The organism is Rhodanobacter sp. UC4437_H4, from assembly GCF_052978425.1.
In genome coordinates this window covers 3,488,490-3,504,248 of sequence record NZ_CM129673.1, presented here as the reverse complement: position 1 = coordinate 3,504,248, position 15,759 = coordinate 3,488,490, and the positions used below count along the sequence as shown (strand labels likewise).

Here is a 15,759-nt window from a genome sequence, read left to right as displayed (position 1 = left end):
TTTAGGTCCGCTTAACTGCGTGGTCCCGCATAAGGCGCAGTTGGTGCGGAGGGGATCGAGTCGTATCAACGGTCACCCGTTCACCCTGTCGAACAAAGGCGCAGTTCGTCGCCCGGGATGCAGGAATGAGAACGACTCGCGACAGTCAACCGTTAAGACAAGCTGAACGGATTGCTAAGTTATGGTTAAGAATGTGTTAGGTGGGGGGTCGGCAAGGCCCTCCCGCCCCGCCAAACATGGGGGTGGGTACCAGGATGTCTGCACGAAAACCGGGGCGCGCGTTGGCGCGCCGGCGCCGCCGGCCGCGGCCGATCCGCGCCTGGCCGAGTTGCGCCGCGTAGGCCTGCCGCAGCCGTGGCCGCGCGTAGCTGCCGCGATCGGGTTTGATGCGTTCATGGCTCTATGGCAAGCGCTGGCGACAGTGGACGTTGCCGGCAGCCGCGACCGCGTGGTGATGCCGAAGCTGTCGACATACATGCGCTACCAGCGCAACCAGTTGATGCGTTCGCTGGCCGCTGAAGGCCTCGATCTGGAAGCGATCCGTCAGCACCTCACCACGATCACCAGTGACGTGCCGACCACGTCTCACATCCGCCGCATCCTCGACGAAGCCTAGACTGCCACCATGGCCGAGAAAGAAGTCACCAGCGTCAACTACGCCCGCGTCAGCGACCGCAAGCAATCGGAGCAGGACGTCTCCATCCCTACCCAGATCGAGGTCGGCGAACGCCGCGCCGCCGAGCTCGGCGCGCGCGTGCTGCGCGTGTTCACCGACGACGCGAAAAGCGCCTGGCGCGAGAAGAACCGCCCGGCCTTCGAGGCGGCGATCGACATGGCCTGCGCCATGGAAGCCACCTACTTCATCTGCTGGGACTCGGCCCGCTTCGCACGGAACAAGTACGAGGCGATGGTCAACAAGCGCCTGCTGGACGACGCCGGCGTGCAGCTGATCTACATCTCCTCACCGATCGACCGCACCAGCGACATGGGCTGGGCCATGGATGGCGTGATGGAGATCTTCAACGAGCTGCAGAGCCGCCGTATCAGCGCCGACACGCGCCGCTCGATGATGCGCAACGCGCGGCTCGGCTACTGGGTCGGTGGCCGCCCGCCGTTCGGCTACCAGTCCATCCCGGCGCCCGACAACCCGAAGCGCCGCAAGCTGGTGCCTGTGCCGGATGAGGTCGACCAGGTGCGCCAGCTGTTCGCCCTGCGCGCCAAAGGCCAGGGGGCCTTCCAGATCGCCGCCTGGCTCAATAGTCGCAGCATCCTGCGCCGCGGCAGCAAGTGGACCAAGCAGACCGTCATCAACGAGCTGCGCAACGAAGTCATGATCGGCAACATCGTGTTCGGCCGCCGCGGCAAGACCTCGCGTGGCGTGCGGGACCGGGATACCTGGATCGTGGTGCCAAGCCACGAAGCCATCATCGACCGGCCGCTATGGGACCAGGTGCAAAGCCTGATGGACGATGCCGCCGACCTCACCAAAGCCGCCGGCTCGCCGAAGTCCACGCACGCGTTCACCGGCATCCTGCGCTGCGGCAAGTGCGGATCCAGCATGCAGATCGAAACCAGCCGCGGCCGCGGCGGCAAACTGTATTTCTACTACCGCTGCCGGAAGTCGATGCAGAACCGCGAGTGCGACCCGCGGCGGATCCGCGCCGACCTGGTCGACGACTGGCTGTCGAACATCATCCTGAAGCGCGTGCTGTGCCGGCGGAACGTCGCCAGCATCGTCGAGCTGATGGAAGCCGAGGCCGGCAACTGGGCCGCTGACCACCGCAAGCGCCGCGCCGCCGTGCTGGCCAAGATCACTCGCCTGCAGGAAGCCAACAACAAGCTCTATTCCGTGCTCGAGCTGTACGGGAAGGACGCGCCAAACCTGGGCGATATGACCACCAGGCTGCGCCAGAACAACGCCCTGCAGAAGGAAGCCGAGGCCGTGCTGGCCGCCATTGACGCCGAGCAGCCGCCGGCGGCCGCGATGAGCAGCGGTGAGATCGACGAGCTGACGGGATTCCTGCGCAACCTGGTGAAGGACGATCGGAACGCTGCACGGTCCCGATCGTTCTACAACAGCTTCGTCGACAACATCACGCTGGACGGGGAAGATCTGCTGATCAGCTACAACCCGAACAGGCTGGTAAGCCCGGAGGTTGACGTGGTGCGCAGTAAGCGGAAATGGCGCCCGAAGCTGGACTCGAACCAGCGACCCCCTGATTAACAGTCAAGTGCTCTAACCAGCTGAGCTATTCGGGCGGGAGCTGCGTAGTTTGTCGACGCGGCGGCGTACTGTCAAGCCGCCGGCCGCATGATCCGCCGCCGATTCAGTGGGTGATCACGCGATAGCAAGGCACGTAGGCCGAACCGCCCGGCAACTTCATGCGGTGCTGCTGCACGAAGGCCTGCAGCAGCTGGTCCAGCGCGCGCATGATGTCGACATCGCCGTCGATGGCGAACGGCCCGTTGCGCTCGATCGCCTGCACGCCCTCTTCCTTCACGTTGCCGGCGACGATGCCGGAGAACGCCCGCCGCAAGTCGGCGGCAAGCTCGTGACGCGGGCGGCCGTGGCGGATCTGCAGCGCACCCATCGCCTCGTGCGTGGGCCGGAACGGTTGCTGGAATTCCACGGGAATCTGCAACGCCCAGTTGAAGAAGAACGCGTCCTTGGTGTCGAGCCGGTTGTGGCGCACTTTCTCCAGCCCCGTGACCATCGTGCGCGCCACTGCCTGCGGATCGTCGACGATGATCTGGTAATGCCGCGCCACCTCGTCGCCGAGGGTCAGCCGCAGGAAGCGGTCGATCTGTTCGAAATAGGCGGCCGAATGGCGCGGCCCGGTGAAGATCAGCGGGAACGGCGTGCTGGCGTTGTCCGGGTGCAGCAGGATGCCGAGCAGGTAGAGGATCTCCTCCGCCGTGCCGACGCCGCCGGGAAACACGATGATGCCGTGGCCCAGGCGCACGAACGCCTCCAGCCGCTTCTCGATGTCCGGCATGATCACCAGGTGGTTGACGATCGGGTTCGGCGACTCGGCCGCGATGATGCCCGGCTCGGTGATGCCGATGTAGCGGTTGTGCCGGCGCCGCTGCTTGGCGTGCGAGATGGTGGCGCCCTTCATCGGCCCCTTCATCGCGCCCGGGCCGCAGCCCGTGCAGATGTCCAGCCCGCGCAGGCCGAGCTGGTAGCCGACCAGCTTGGAGTAGTCGTATTCCTCGCGCGAGATCGAGTGGCCGCCCCAGCACACCACCAGGTTCGGGTCGACCTGCGGCTTCAGGATGCGGGCGTTGCGCAGGATCTCGAACACACCCTGGGTCAGGCCCGCGGAAAGATCCAGGTCGAAGCCGACCTGTTCGAGCTGGGTCGACACGTAGACGATGTCGCGCACCACCGCGACCAGCAACTCGTTGATGCCGCGGATGATCTCGCCATCGACGAACGCTTGTGCCGGTGCGTTCGAGAGCTCGATCTTCATGCCGCGGTCCTGCTGCAGCACCTGGATGTCGAAATCGGGGTATTGCTCCAGCATCGCGCGCGGATCGTCGCTGAAGTTGCCGGAAGTCAGCACCGCCAGCGCGCAGCGCCGCAGCAGCGCGTGCAGCCCCGAACCGCTGGCGCCACGCAGTCGCGCCACCTCGTGCCGCGAGAGCACGTCGAGCCCGCCGATCGGCGTGATGCGGGCGCTCACCGTGCCCGCTTTGCCGGCACGGCCGGCCTGGGAATCATTCATCCACCACTCTCCTGCCGCTGACGACGTGACTGCCTCATGCAGTGTCGTGGCGGGTTGCCAAGCATCCGCTGCGCGAATCATCGGGTCAAGACAGCACGACGCCGATGCGCTCTCCGTCGGGCGAAAAAAAACCGGCACCCTGGGGTGCCGGTTCGTTTCGGGACGATGCAGCGATCAGAACGTGTAACGCAACGTCAGCATGGCCGACCAGCGCGACACCACGCGGGTCGGGTTGGAACCGGCGTCGTAGCGGATCAGCTGCTGCGGCTGGTAATTGCCGTTCTGGTCGGTGGGCAGGTAGTAGATGTACTGGCCCTGCGCATTCACGCCGTCGTAGCCGGCCAGCGTGCGCGTGTTGAACTGGCCGTTGACGGTCTGGCCCCAGTCGCTGTCGAGCAGGTTGAGGAAGTTGTAGACGTCCAGACGCACGACGCCCTTGTTGCCCTTGAAGATGCCGGGCACTTCCTGCGAGAAGCTCATGTCGAGCTGATTCACCCAGCCGTAGTGATCGGTGTTGCGACCGGCAATCTGGCCCCGGTGACGGCTGAGGTACTTGTTGCCGGCAATGTAGTCCTGGAACTGCTGGATCAGTTCGGGCGATGCGCTGCCGTAGCTGACCTTCGCGTCGTTCACCGTCGGGATGTAGATCGGGTCCTGGTAGGTGATGCCGTCGCCGTTGGAGTCGCCGGAGAAGATCCAGCTGTACGGCAGGCCGCTGTGGCCGTTGTAGAACGCCGACACGCTGGTCTTGTAGTTGCCGAAGAACGCATGCTGCCAGGTCAGCGACGCCTTGAGCGCCTTGGGAATGTTGCGGTCGGCAGTGGCGGCCACTTCGTCGTTGACGTTTTCGCGCACCACGTACTTGTAGCCGGAGAACGCCTGCGAGCTGTTGCCCGGGTTGACCTCGGTGGCATGGCTGAAGGTGAGGCTCACGTTGCCGAACCAGCTCTCCGAGAAGGGCTTGGCCAGGGCCAGGGTCAGGCTGTCGGACTTGCCCTTGCCGGTGTTGGTGAGCAGCGTGGACTGCTGGTCGAACGCCCGGTCGCGATTGGCGGCCGCATCCTTGCTGCTGCCGCGCTCGCCCGGGGTCTTCCAGTACTGGTTGCGGCCGTCAGGCATCGTGCCGGTCGGCGCACCGATGTTGATGGCCTTGTAGAAGATCGCGTTGTCGGCCTGGATGTGCTGCAACTCCACCGAGCTGATCAGACCCCACCACGGCAGTTCGGCATCGAATGCCAGGGTGGTCTTCCACACGCTGGGCAGCTTGAAGTCGGGATCGATCGTGTCGACGACGCCCGCCGGCTGGACTTGCGTGCCGGTCGGAATGTTCTGGTGGTACGGGTCCGGGCTGAACGGCGCATCCGCCGGATCGAACGACGAATAGCTGGCCACGGTGAGGCCGTTGTTCTGGTACGGATTGGTCATCCATACCGTGGGCGGGGTGGTCTGGAACAGGCCGATGCCGCCGCGCAACTGCATCATGCGCTCGGTGTTGAAGGCGTAGTTGAACGCGAAGCGCGGCTCGACCACCTTGTTCTTGCTGCCCAGGCTGCTGTTGTTCGGGTAACCGAACGACTGCTGGAAGGCGGCGTTGTAGAACGGTGCATGGTCGGACTGCGGGATGTTCACGCGCAGGCCGTAGGTCACCGACAGGTTGTTGTTGACCTGCCAGCTGTCCTGGATGAACGGGCTGTACTGGCTGTACACCCACTGCGCCGCCACGTCGTTGAGGGTATAGCCCGGCGCGGGCTGGTACAGGAAGTACGAGTCGTAGTCGCGATTCGCGAAATTGGTCAGCCCGTAGAACGTGTAATTGCCGTGCTGGGTGCGGCCGAACAGGTTGTAGATCTGGTCGCGCTGGAAGTCGATGCCGCCCTTGATGGTGTGGTCGCCAAGGAAGTAGGTGCCGGCGATGAAGGCCGACCACTTCTTGGTGCTGATGGCATTCTCGTGGCGGTACTGATCCTCGCCGAGGTTGACCGACGGCCCCTTGTTGTCATTGCTCAGGTAGACCTTCACCTGCGGCTGGTTGATCGCGTTGCCGGCCAGCTGCTCGAACGTCTGGTAGCTGATCTTGGCTTCGGTCGAGAAGTTCTCGCTCCAGTCATCGTAGAACTGCAGCGCGGCGTTCTTGGTCAGGCTGTCCTTGCTGTACCAGTAGCTGTCCAGGCCCACTTCCTTGGAGCTGTTGCCCTGCACGATGGGCTGGTTCTCCTTGGTGTACTGGTAGGTGAAGCTGGCACGATGGTCGTTGCTGATGTTCCAGTCGATCTTGCCGAGGTAGCGCTTGTCGGTCAGGCCGACCGCACCGCCGCCCAGGCTGCCCGGCTGCAGGCCAAGCGCCTTGGCGGTGTCGATCACCTGCTGCAGGTCGCTGGGCGAGATCTTGTTGGAGGTGGACGCGCCGGTCAGCGACGGATCCAGGCCGTTGGACGAGTCCGCGCCGATACCGGTGGTCTTTTCCTGCTCGGCCGAGAAGAAGAAGAACAGCTTGTCCTTGATGATCGGGCCGCCCACGGTGACGCCGCCGGTCCAGTCGCGCTGGTAGCCGGTGTAGTCGTAACCGCGGTCGCCGTTGTCCAGCCAGCCGGCATTGCCGACCATCTTGTTGGCATTGCGATAGGCGTAATACACCGAGCCGTGAAACTCGTTGGTGCCCGACTTGGTGACCGCATTGATGTCGGCACCGACCGTGTCGGAGGTGACGTCGAAATTGGCGGTGGAGATGTTGTACTCGCCGATCGTGTCGACCGAGATCGGCGAACCCTGGTACGGCAGGCCATTGGCGTTGAGGCCGTAGGGGTCGCCCTGGGAAATGCCGTCGACGCTGATGTTGTTGAAGCGGTTCGGCAGGCCGGCCATCGAGATCGAACCGTCACCCTGGTCGGTCACGTTGATGCGCGGGTCGAGGCGCGCGATGTCGTCGATCGAACGGTTGCCCTGCGGCGTCGTCTCCAGCTCGCGCTGCGAGACGTTCATCGACAGGCCCTTGTTGTCCGCCGAGAAAATCTGGCTGAGCGCCGAGGTGGTGACCGTGACCGCGCTGAGGTCCTTGGCCTGAACCCCGGATGTGCTCATCTGCACGTTGATCGAGGATACCTGGCCCAGTTGCAGGTAGACGTTGTTCTTTTCCGCCTGCCCCATGCCCGTCTTGGACACGGTGATGTCGAACGGGCCGCCCACGCGCAGGCCCTGCGCGGTGTAGCGGCCGTCGGCGTCGGTGGTGACCGTCTTGGTGGTGCCTGACGGCTCATGCACGATCTGCACGGTGGCTCCGGCCACCGGCTGGCCGCTGGCGTCGACGATTCGTCCCGTCGCGCCGGAGGAGGTCACGTTCTGGGCGGCGGCCGGCGCGCCCGCAAGCAACGCAGCAATCGCAAACGGCAGCAATTTGGTGCGAATTCGGCTGTTCATGTCTTGTTCGTCCCTCGAGTCAACGACAAAAGAAAAGTATGTACGGAATCAAACATGCCGCGACCCGGGATGGCCCAGGCATGGTGGCGAAGCGTTTGATGGTCCTGCTTGGCTCCCGGCAGCGGTCCGCGCGGGACCGATGCGGGCGGCTGGCAGCTGTCTCCCTCTGCCAACCAATTGTTAAAAGAATTTTAACGGCATTGTATGACACTTTCATGCCAGTGGCACGTCACCCCGGCGACGGCCAACCGCCCCCGCGGGGCATGGTTTTCAGGGCATCGAACGCAGGAACGAGGCCACGCCGGACATGAACATCTGTACCGACAAGGCGATCAACAGCATGCCCATCACGCGCTCCAGCGCGGTCAGCACGCTCTCGCCCAGCCAGCGGAACAGATAGGTCGAGCTGAGCAGGATGATCGCCGTGGCCAGCCACGCCAGCAGCAGCGCGAGCACCCAATCCGCGGTGCGCCCGGGCTGGGTATTGGTGAGCAGCAGCAGCGCGGCCATCGCCGAGGGCCCGGCCACGCCCGGGATCGCCATGGGCACGATGAAGGGCTCGCCCTGCCCCGGCTTGCCGAAGATGCCGCTGCCGTCGGCCGGCGGGAACACCATGCGGATGCCGATCAGGAACAGCACGATGCCGCCGGCGACGCTGATGGAGTCGGGCTTGAGCTGCATCAGGTGCAGGAACTGCTGGCCGCCGAACAGGAACACCAGCAGCACGCCGAGCGCGATCAGCAGCTCGCGCACCATCACCCGGCGCCGGCGCCGCGGCGGCACGTCCTTGAGCAGGCTGAGGAAGATGGGAATGTTGCCCAGCGGGTCCATGATCAGGAACAACATGATGCCCGCCGACAACGTGGTCATTTGCGCTTCCATTTCGACTCCCTGCAGTCAGGTTTGCGACGTGCCCCGATCGTGGATGCGCGGCGGGAGCCTGCCCGCGAGCTCTACGAGCGAAGGTCCAGCACCGCGCCGCGTGCCGCCCGCGCCTGCGGGCCGAGCAGATAGATGGCCGCATCGGCAGTGGCGTCCGGCGTGGGCTGCTGCATGATGTCGTCGCCGAAATAGGCCAGCCGGCGCAACGCCGTGCGCATCGGCGCGGGCAGCAGCGCGTGCACGCGCAGCGAAGTCTCGTCGGTTTCCTCGTGCAGGATCGCCGCCAACCGCTCCAGCGCGGCCTTGGACACGCCGTAACCGCCCCAGTGTGCACGTCGCAGCAGGTCGGGGCTGTCCAGCACGAATACCACGGCGCTGTCGGCGGCCTCGGTCAGCAGTGGCATGCAAGCCTGGGTCAGGGCGAACGGCGCGTTGACGTTGACGTGCATCGCGCGCAGCCAGTCGTCCGGCCGCTGCATGGAAATCGGCGTGAGCCCGGCGAAACTGGCCGCGCAATGCACGATGCCGTCGAGACGGCCGAGGTCGCGCTGCAAGCCCTCGGCCAGTGCGGCGTACTCGCGCGGCGTGGCCACTTCCATGTCCAGCGGATGGATCACCGGCTCGGCCAGGCCCTCCTCGCCCATCGCGTCGTAAAGCTTCTCCAGCTGCCGCTTGCGCTTGCCGGTGATGACCACGGTGGCGCCGGCCAGCGTGGCCGCGCGCACCACCGCGCTGCCGAGCCCGCCATAGGCGCCGGTGACCAGGATCACGCGACCGGCGAGGCTGCCGGCCTCGGGCTGCCAATCGACCGGCAGGCGCGCCACGGGCAAGCCGCTCAAGAGGCGGCCCCCGCCACGTCGCTGGCCATGCGCGCGAGTTCGCCGGAGGACATCAGCTCCTCGATGATGTCGCAGCCGCCGATCAACTCGCCGTTGATGAACAGTTGAGGGAACGTCGGCCAGTTCGCGAAGTGCGGCAGCGCGGCGCGCACTTGCGGGTCGGCCAGCACGTTGACTGCGTGGAATGTCGCTCCTGCCCGAGTCAGCGCCTGCGCCGCGCGACTTGAAAAACCGCACATGGGATATTGCGGCGTGCCTTTCATGAAAAGCACGATGGGATGCTCGGCCAGCATCGCCTTGATTGGCTCGTTGATGTCCATGGTGGTGTTTCATCTTTACAATGCAGGCAAGCCGCTATTGTATCAGCCGCCCGTCGGCCGCCACCTGTTGCGCCGACATTTTCTCCCTCAGCAACATCCCAAGGAGTCGCTCATGGCCATCGAACTTCCCCCGCTTCCGTACGAAAAGAATGCATTGGAGCCGCACGTCTCCGCCGAGACGCTCGAGTACCACTACGGCAAGCACCACCAGGCCTATGTGACCAACCTCAACAAGCAGATCGAAGGCACCGAGTTCGCCGACGCGAAACTCGAGGACATCATCCGCAAGTCCTCCGGCGGCATCTTCAACAACGCCGCGCAGACCTGGAACCACACCTTCTACTGGAACTCGATGAGCCCGAACGGTGGCGGCGAACCCACCGGCAAGCTCGCCGACGCGATCAACAAGGCGTTCGGCTCGGTGGCCAAGTTCAAGGAGGAGTTCAGCAAATCCGCCGCCGGCAACTTCGGCTCCGGCTGGACCTGGCTGGTGCAGCGCCCGGATGGCTCGCTCGGCATCGTGAACACGTCCAACGCCGGTACGCCGATCACCGGCAGCGACAAGCCGCTGCTCACCGCCGACGTGTGGGAGCACGCCTACTACATCGACTACCGCAACGCGCGCCCGAAGTATCTGGAGGCGTTCTGGAACCTGGTCAACTGGGATTTCGCGGCGAAGAACCTGGCCTGATCCCACGGCTCACCGGAAAAAGGCGGCGCCAATGGCGCCGCCTTTTTCATGCCCGCTTTTGCACGAGCGCACCCTGTGCGCGATGGTTCCGGGTCACGTGACGAAAGGCTCGCGCACAGACGGGGGTGCGATCCTACCGGCCCGTCAGCGCACGCAACACGGGCGCCACCTGCGCCTCGCGCCCCAGCGCCTGCGCGACGTCGCGCAAGCGTGACGCCAGCGTGGCGGCATCGGGCGCGCACACGGTGGCATGACCGACCTTGCGCCCCTGCCGCGCCTGCTTGCCGTAGTCGTGCCAGTGGGCATCCACGCCGCGCAGCACCGGCGCGGCATCGGGCAGCTCGCCGATCCAGTTGAACATGGCCGCCATGCCGCGCACGTTGGTGTCTCCCAGCGGCAGGCCGAGCACGGCGCGCACGTGGTTCTCGAACTGGCTGGCGTGCGCTCCCTCGATCGTCCAATGGCCGGAGTTGTGCACGCGCGGGGCCATTTCGTTGCCGAGCAATTCGCCGTCGCGCACGAACAGTTCCAGCGCGAACACGCCGACGTAGCCCAGGCGTTCGGCCAGGATGCGCGCGTGCTCGCTGGCGCGCTGCTGTAGCGGGCCGAGGTCCGGCGCCGGTGCGAGGCTCATCGACAACACGCCGTCGACGTGCCAGTTGCCGGTCAGCGGCCAGGTGCGGAACTCGCCGTCGCGCCCGCGCACGGCGATCACCGACAGCTCGCGCTCGAACGGCACGAAGGCTTCCAGGATCAGCCCCAGCGTGGCCGCCTGGGCACCCAGCGCCGCCCAGGCCGCATCCGCGTCGGCCGCCGTGGCCAGCCGGAACTGGCCCTTGCCGTCGTAACCCAGGCGACGCGTCTTGAGGATGGCCGGGGCGCCGACCGCGGCCAGCGCCTGATCCAGCTGCTCGCGGGTGTCGACCGCCATGAATTCGGTGGTGGGCAGGCCGCAGGCGCGGAACAGGTTTTTCTCGGCCAGCCGGTCCTGCGCCACCGCCAGCGCCTCGGGCGCCGGGTGCACGGCGACCCGTTCGGCCAGCCAGTGCGCGGTATCGGCCGGCACGTTCTCGAAATCGAAGGTGACCACGTCCACCCGACGGGCGAACGCCTCCAGCGCGGCGCGATCGTCCCAACCGGCCACCACCAGCGGCGCCACCTGGCCGGCGCACGCATCGGCGGAGCCATCCACGACCAGGCAGTTCGCGCCCAGCGGCGCGGCGGCCACGGCCAGCATGCGGGCGAGTTGCCCGCCGCCGAGGATGCCCACCACCGGCTGCTTGCGGTCGCTCATGCCCGCGGGTCCGGCTGGGCGAGCACGGCTCGCGTCTGGCGCGCGCGCCATTGATCCAGCGCATCGGCCAGCGCGTGATCGTGCAGGGCCAGCACGGCGGCGGCCAGCAAGGCGGCATTGACCGCCCCGGCACGTCCGATCGCCAGCGTACCGACTGGAACCCCTGCCGGCATCTGCGCGATCGACAGCAGCGAGTCCATGCCGTTGAGTGCCTTCGACTGGACCGGCACGCCGAACACCGGCAGGCGGGTCTTGGCTGCCAGCATGCCCGGCAGGTGGGCGGCGCCACCGGCGCCGGCAACGACGACCTGGATGCCCCGCCCGGCCGCTTGTTCGGCGTAGCTGAACAGCAGATCCGGCGTACGGTGGGCCGAGACCACGCGAACCTCGTGTGCCACACCCAGCTCGGTCAGCACGTCGGCGGCGTGCTGCATGGTTTCCCAATCCGAATGCGAACCCATCACCACGCCCACGCGTGGTGTTTCTGTGGCTGCTGTCATGGCCGGAGTGTCCAAAAACCGTTATTGTACGGGCTTTCCCGGCCCGACACACCCGAACCCCGATGATGGACAAGCGCCTGCTCGACATCCTGTGCTGCCCCGTCAGCAAGACCCCGCTGCGATCGGTGACGCGCCCGCAACTGGAGGCGCTGAACGAGGCCATCGCCGCGGGCAAGGTCGACACGGTGGCCGGCGTGCCGGTGCGCGAGCGGGTGGCCGAGGCGCTGATCACCACCGACTGCAAGGTCATTTACCGCATCGAGGACGGCATTCCGGTGATGCTGCCGGAGGAAGGCATCGGCACCTTGCAACTGGCCGATTTCCCCACCGGCCAGGGCTAGCGCGTCGTGGCGGGCGGGAATGGGCATGACAGGCGTGCGCGAATTGGCTTATTGTCGGCCTCTGCGCAAGCCTGCAGGGTCCGGCCGTGCGTGCTACAGGTCAGGGGAACAGGGCGATGAACGAGGCCAATGAGCCAACCCGCGTAGTCAACTTGAATCAGCGCCTGGACCCGTCCAGCGAGCGCGTGGGCGAGTTGCTCAATGCCGTGCGCAGCATCGCCAACAAGCGCCTGCAGCAGTGGGTGGGCAATGCCTTCGAGCAGGTCGACGACGCCCTGTTCGACCTCGCCGAGAAGGCCGAGAACAACGCGGCGCAGATGCACTACTTCGACGGCATGCGCGAGGTGCGCAAGCGTCGCCCCGGCATCGAGCGCAACTTCCTCAACGCCATCGCGCGCAAGCTCGGCGATCTGGCGCACCCGGGCAAGGCCACCGCACCGGCGGGGCCATCCTCGCTCGGCACCGCCGAACTGACCCTCGTGGCCGAAAGCGACCTGGAAGAATCGCTGGCGATCACCAGCATGATCAGCAAGAACGACGCGCGCCTGGCGCGTGACCTGTTCGCGGTCAACCAGCGCCTGTCGGTGATCTGCGGCGGCTACAAGATCGAGGACACCAGCAACCCGGTGGCGCCGGCCACGCTGTCCCAGGCGTTCCGCGAAGCGCTGCAGGAACTCAGCGCAGACATGCGCGTCAAGCTGATCATCTACAAGCTGTTCGATCGCTACGTGCTGTCGCTGCTGGAGGAGCTGTACCAGGAGATCAACACGGAGCTGGTCCGCGCCGGCGTGTTGCCGCAGCTGCGCCACGGCCTGCTGCGCGGCGGTCAGGCCAAGGGTGGCAGCGGCACCCCGGCGGGAGCCGCGGCCACGGCGGCGGCTGCCATGGACGACGGCACCGAGATCTCCGACGACCTGCTGCATACCCTGCACGCGCTGTTCAGTGCACGCCGCGGCAACGCCGGCGGTGGCCGCATGGCCAGCGGGGGCGGCACGGCGGCGGCCGGGGGTTCGCTGCCGTCGGTCAACGAACTGCTCGGCGCACTCAGCGTGCTGCAGAGCCAGATCAGCAACAGCGGACCGGTCAACTACGACGAATCCGACGACGCCGGCGCGCTCAGCCGCGAAGTCCTGCAGCTGAAGACCCAGCTGCTGGCCCAGATCGGTGCCCTGCGCGGCGAACGACCCAGCCATGTGGCCAGCATGGACGAGGACACGATCGACCTGGTCGGCATGCTGTTCGAGTTCATCCTTGAGGACCGCAACCTGCCCGCAGCGATGCAGGTGATGCTGGCGCGGCTGCAGATTCCCTATCTCAAGGCGGCGATCCTCGACCGCAAGATGTTCTCGCACCGCCAGCACCCGGCACGCCGGTTGCTGGACAGCCTGGCCGAACAGGCCAAGAGCTGGTCGGAGGAGTCCGACCGCGACCATCGCCTGCACGAGAAGGTGAAGTCGATCGTCGACCAACTGCTGCACGATTTCGACGACGACATGGGCATCTTCGAGCGCCTGTTGACCGACCTGCAGCAGTTCCAGGACGTCAACAAGCGGCGCTCCGAGCTGGCCGAGCAGCGCGTGGCCGAATCCGCGCGTGGCCGCGAGAAGCTGGAACAGGCACGCCGCCGCGCCGCCCGCGAGATCCTCGAGCGCATCGGCAGCCAGAAGCTGCCGCCGCTGATCCACGGCGTGCTGGCGCGCGCCTGGGCCAACCACCTGGTGCTGACCCTGCTGCGCCAGGGCGAGGACTCGCCCGAGTTCAAGACCGCCTTGCGCTTCATCGACGAGTTCATCGCCAGCACCCGGCCGGCCAACGACACCACCAGTCGACAGGCCCTGCGGCAGATGCTGCCGGGTATCGAACGAGCGCTGCGCCAGGGCCTGGCCAACGTCGCTTTCCAGGAACAGGACGTCGAACGCCTGCTGGGCCAGCTGCACGCCTACTATCGCCAGCAGCTGGGCGAAACGACCGCGTCGGAAACGCCGGACGTCGCCGCCGCAGCCGAGGAGGACGTCGCGATGCTGGCGATCCCGGACAGCATCCAGCCGGTCATCGACCGCCAGACGGCACCCGCGGACATCCTGGAAGAAGAGGAAGAGCTGGCCGAGGTGCCGCCGGACAGCCCGGAGTGGTACCAGGTGCAGGCGCTGCAACCGGGCAACTGGCTGGAGTTCACGCTCGACGACGAGGCACCGGCACGCGCCAAGCTGTCGTGGATCAGCCCGATGAGCGGCCGCTACCTGTTCGTCAACCGTCGCGGCCTGAAGGTCGCCGATTACGCCCCGCGCGAGCTGGCTGGCCTGTTTGCGGACGGCAAGGCGCGCGTGCTGGCAGCCAACGCACTGTTCGATCGCGCGATGACCGCGATCGTCGGCAAGCTCAGCCAGGCCGGCGACGACACGCCCGCCAGCGGCACCGCTCCCACGGACACCGAATGACCGCCACGCCCCGTTTCGCACCGCCCGCTGCCGCCCAGATCGCCGCTGATGTCGAACGCGCCCTGACCGAGGATCTCGGCCAGGGCGATGCCACCGCCGCCCTGCTCCCGGCCGATGCGCGGGCGCAGGCCCGGCTCACCTGCCGCGACGCCGCCGTGATTGCCGGCAGCGCCTGGTTCGACGCCTGCTTCCGGCGGCTGGACCCTTCGGTGCAGATCGACTGGCGGGTAAGCGACGGCGACCAGGTCGCCCCCGGCACGCTGCTCTGCAGCCTGTCCGGACACGCCCGCTCGCTGGTTACCGCCGAACGTACGGCGCTCAACTTCCTGCAACTGCTCTCGGCCACCGCCACTACCACCGCTCGCCATGTCGCCACGGTAGCCGGCACCGCCGTGCGCGTGCTCGACACCCGCAAGACCGTGCCCGGCCTGCGCGTCGCGCAGAAATATGCCGTGCGCTGCGGCGGCGGCCACAACCAGCGCATGGGCCTGTACGACGCTATCCTGGTCAAGGAGAACCACATCATCGCCGCCGGCGGCATCGCCGCGGCGGTGTCGGCCGCGCGCCGGCTGCATCCCGACCTGCCGCTGGAAGTCGAAGTGGAGAACCTCGACGAGCTCGAACAGGCCCTGCAAGCCGGCGTGGACCGCATCATGCTCGACAACTTCGAGCTGGAGCAGATGCGCGAGGCCGTGGCGCGCACGGCCGGCCGCGTGCCGCTGGAGATTTCCGGCAACGTCGACCTGCAGACCATCGGCGACTTTGCCCGCACCGGCGTGGATTTCATCTCGGTCGGCGCACTGACCAAACACGTGCACGCGATCGACCTCTCGCTGCGCCTGCAATTGCTCTGACCCCGGCTTGCGCGGGCGCCGGTGCGCCCACACACTGGGTGCATGTCCGATTTCTCCGCCCTCGTCCTGCTGCTGGTGCTCGGCGCCGCCGTGGGGCTGTGGCTGAAGCTCAGCGTGGCGCGCGAACGCGCGGTGCGGATCGCGCGACAACAGTGCCATTTGCACGGCCTGCAATTGCTGGACGAGACGGTGGGCATGCGTGCACTGCGCCTGCGCCGGGTCAACGGCCTGCGCCGGGTCGAGCGGGGTTACGGTTTCGAAGTCAGCATCGACGGGCACGATCGCGAGCCGGGCCGGCTGTGGATGATCGGCGACGCGCTGACCGGCCTGAGCCTGCCGGTGGTCGAGCCGCTGGCAGTCGCAAGCACGCCCGAAGACGGCTTTGCAGCCTCGTCGGGGAAGGTCGTGGCATTGCGTCCGCGGCGGGCCGATCGACAGCCCTGAAACGGCAGCCGCCC

Annotated in this window: 14 protein-coding genes and 1 tRNA gene; 7 read left to right on the top strand and 8 right to left on the bottom strand. The window is 66.6% G+C overall.

Annotated elements, in window-relative coordinates; genetic code table 11:
* Nucleotides 1–394: 394 nt before the first annotated feature.
* Nucleotides 395–616 (top strand): hypothetical protein, encoded by a 222-nt coding sequence (locus ACVCL3_RS15785; protein ID WP_447099904.1) that lies wholly within the window; start codon nucleotides 395–397, stop codon nucleotides 614–616.
* Nucleotides 617–625: 9 nt separating this feature from the next.
* Nucleotides 626–2,224 (top strand): recombinase family protein, encoded by a 1,599-nt coding sequence (locus ACVCL3_RS15780; protein WP_447101543.1) that lies wholly within the window; start codon nucleotides 626–628, stop codon nucleotides 2,222–2,224.
* On the opposite strand, the gene ACVCL3_RS15775 is transcribed toward ACVCL3_RS15780, so the two are convergent.
* The 6 genes from ACVCL3_RS15775 to grxD all read right to left on the bottom strand — a co-directional run bounded on the left by ACVCL3_RS15775 (nucleotide 2,183) and on the right by grxD (nucleotide 9,183).
* Nucleotides 2,183–2,259: transfer RNA gene (locus ACVCL3_RS15775), tRNA-Asn, on the bottom strand. The two genes, ACVCL3_RS15780 and ACVCL3_RS15775, sit on opposite strands and share 42 nt — an antisense overlap.
* A 68-nt stretch (nucleotides 2,260–2,327) precedes the next feature.
* Nucleotides 2,328–3,728, bottom strand: a complete 1,401-nt coding sequence (ppnN, locus tag ACVCL3_RS15770) for a nucleotide 5'-monophosphate nucleosidase PpnN (RefSeq protein WP_395119758.1) — start codon at nucleotides 3,726–3,728, stop codon at nucleotides 2,328–2,330.
* A 174-nt stretch (nucleotides 3,729–3,902) separates the two neighbouring features.
* Nucleotides 3,903–7,142, bottom strand: coding sequence for a TonB-dependent receptor (locus tag ACVCL3_RS15765; protein WP_395119759.1), 3,240 nt, complete (start codon nucleotides 7,140–7,142; stop codon nucleotides 3,903–3,905).
* Between the two features lie 270 nt (nucleotides 7,143–7,412).
* A complete protein-coding gene (locus tag ACVCL3_RS15760) occupies nucleotides 7,413–8,012 on the bottom strand; it encodes a YhgN family NAAT transporter (protein WP_395119760.1) in 600 nt (199 codons plus the stop codon).
* A gap of 83 nt (nucleotides 8,013–8,095) precedes the next feature.
* Nucleotides 8,096–8,863, bottom strand: coding sequence for an SDR family NAD(P)-dependent oxidoreductase (locus ACVCL3_RS15755; protein ID WP_447099903.1), 768 nt, complete (start codon nucleotides 8,861–8,863; stop codon nucleotides 8,096–8,098).
* A complete protein-coding gene (gene grxD, locus ACVCL3_RS15750) occupies nucleotides 8,860–9,183 on the bottom strand; it encodes a Grx4 family monothiol glutaredoxin (protein WP_395119762.1) in 324 nt (107 codons plus the stop codon). Before grxD ends, ACVCL3_RS15755 begins: the two co-directional genes overlap by 4 nt.
* 112 nt (nucleotides 9,184–9,295) lie before the next feature.
* Here grxD and sodB point away from each other — a divergent pair, with 112 nt between their 5' ends.
* Nucleotides 9,296–9,874 (top strand): superoxide dismutase [Fe], encoded by a 579-nt coding sequence (gene sodB, locus ACVCL3_RS15745; protein WP_395119763.1) that lies wholly within the window; start codon nucleotides 9,296–9,298, stop codon nucleotides 9,872–9,874.
* A 133-nt stretch (nucleotides 9,875–10,007) separates the two neighbouring features.
* On the opposite strand, the gene ACVCL3_RS15740 is transcribed toward sodB, so the two are convergent.
* Both ACVCL3_RS15740 and purE read right to left on the bottom strand, forming a co-directional pair.
* Nucleotides 10,008–11,168, bottom strand: a complete 1,161-nt coding sequence (locus ACVCL3_RS15740; RefSeq protein ID WP_447098360.1) for a 5-(carboxyamino)imidazole ribonucleotide synthase — start codon at nucleotides 11,166–11,168, stop codon at nucleotides 10,008–10,010.
* Nucleotides 11,165–11,668 carry a 5-(carboxyamino)imidazole ribonucleotide mutase gene (purE, locus tag ACVCL3_RS15735; RefSeq protein WP_395119765.1) on the bottom strand — a complete coding sequence of 168 codons (504 nt, stop codon included), beginning with the start codon at nucleotides 11,666–11,668 and terminating at the stop codon, nucleotides 11,165–11,167. The genes ACVCL3_RS15740 and purE overlap by 4 nt, the downstream gene beginning before the upstream one ends.
* 65 nt (nucleotides 11,669–11,733) lie before the next feature.
* Between purE and ACVCL3_RS15730 the strand changes: the two genes are divergently transcribed.
* The 4 genes from ACVCL3_RS15730 (at nucleotide 11,734) to ACVCL3_RS15715 (ending at nucleotide 15,745) form a co-directional block, all read left to right on the top strand.
* The gene (locus ACVCL3_RS15730; RefSeq protein ID WP_447101542.1) at nucleotides 11,734–12,009 is read left to right on the top strand and encodes a Trm112 family protein; all 276 of its coding nucleotides are present in this window, start codon (nucleotides 11,734–11,736) and stop codon (nucleotides 12,007–12,009) included.
* A 116-nt stretch (nucleotides 12,010–12,125) separates the two neighbouring features.
* Nucleotides 12,126–14,447 carry a DUF1631 domain-containing protein gene (locus ACVCL3_RS15725; RefSeq protein WP_395119766.1) on the top strand — a complete coding sequence of 774 codons (2,322 nt, stop codon included), beginning with the start codon at nucleotides 12,126–12,128 and terminating at the stop codon, nucleotides 14,445–14,447.
* Nucleotides 14,444–15,301, top strand: coding sequence for a carboxylating nicotinate-nucleotide diphosphorylase (nadC, locus tag ACVCL3_RS15720; RefSeq protein ID WP_447099902.1), 858 nt, complete (start codon nucleotides 14,444–14,446; stop codon nucleotides 15,299–15,301). The genes ACVCL3_RS15725 and nadC overlap by 4 nt, the downstream gene beginning before the upstream one ends.
* Before the next feature lie 42 nt (nucleotides 15,302–15,343).
* Entirely contained in the window at nucleotides 15,344–15,745 is a 402-nt protein-coding gene (locus ACVCL3_RS15715; protein WP_395119768.1) for a DUF3301 domain-containing protein, read from the top strand.
* Nucleotides 15,746–15,759: the final 14 nt, after the last annotated feature.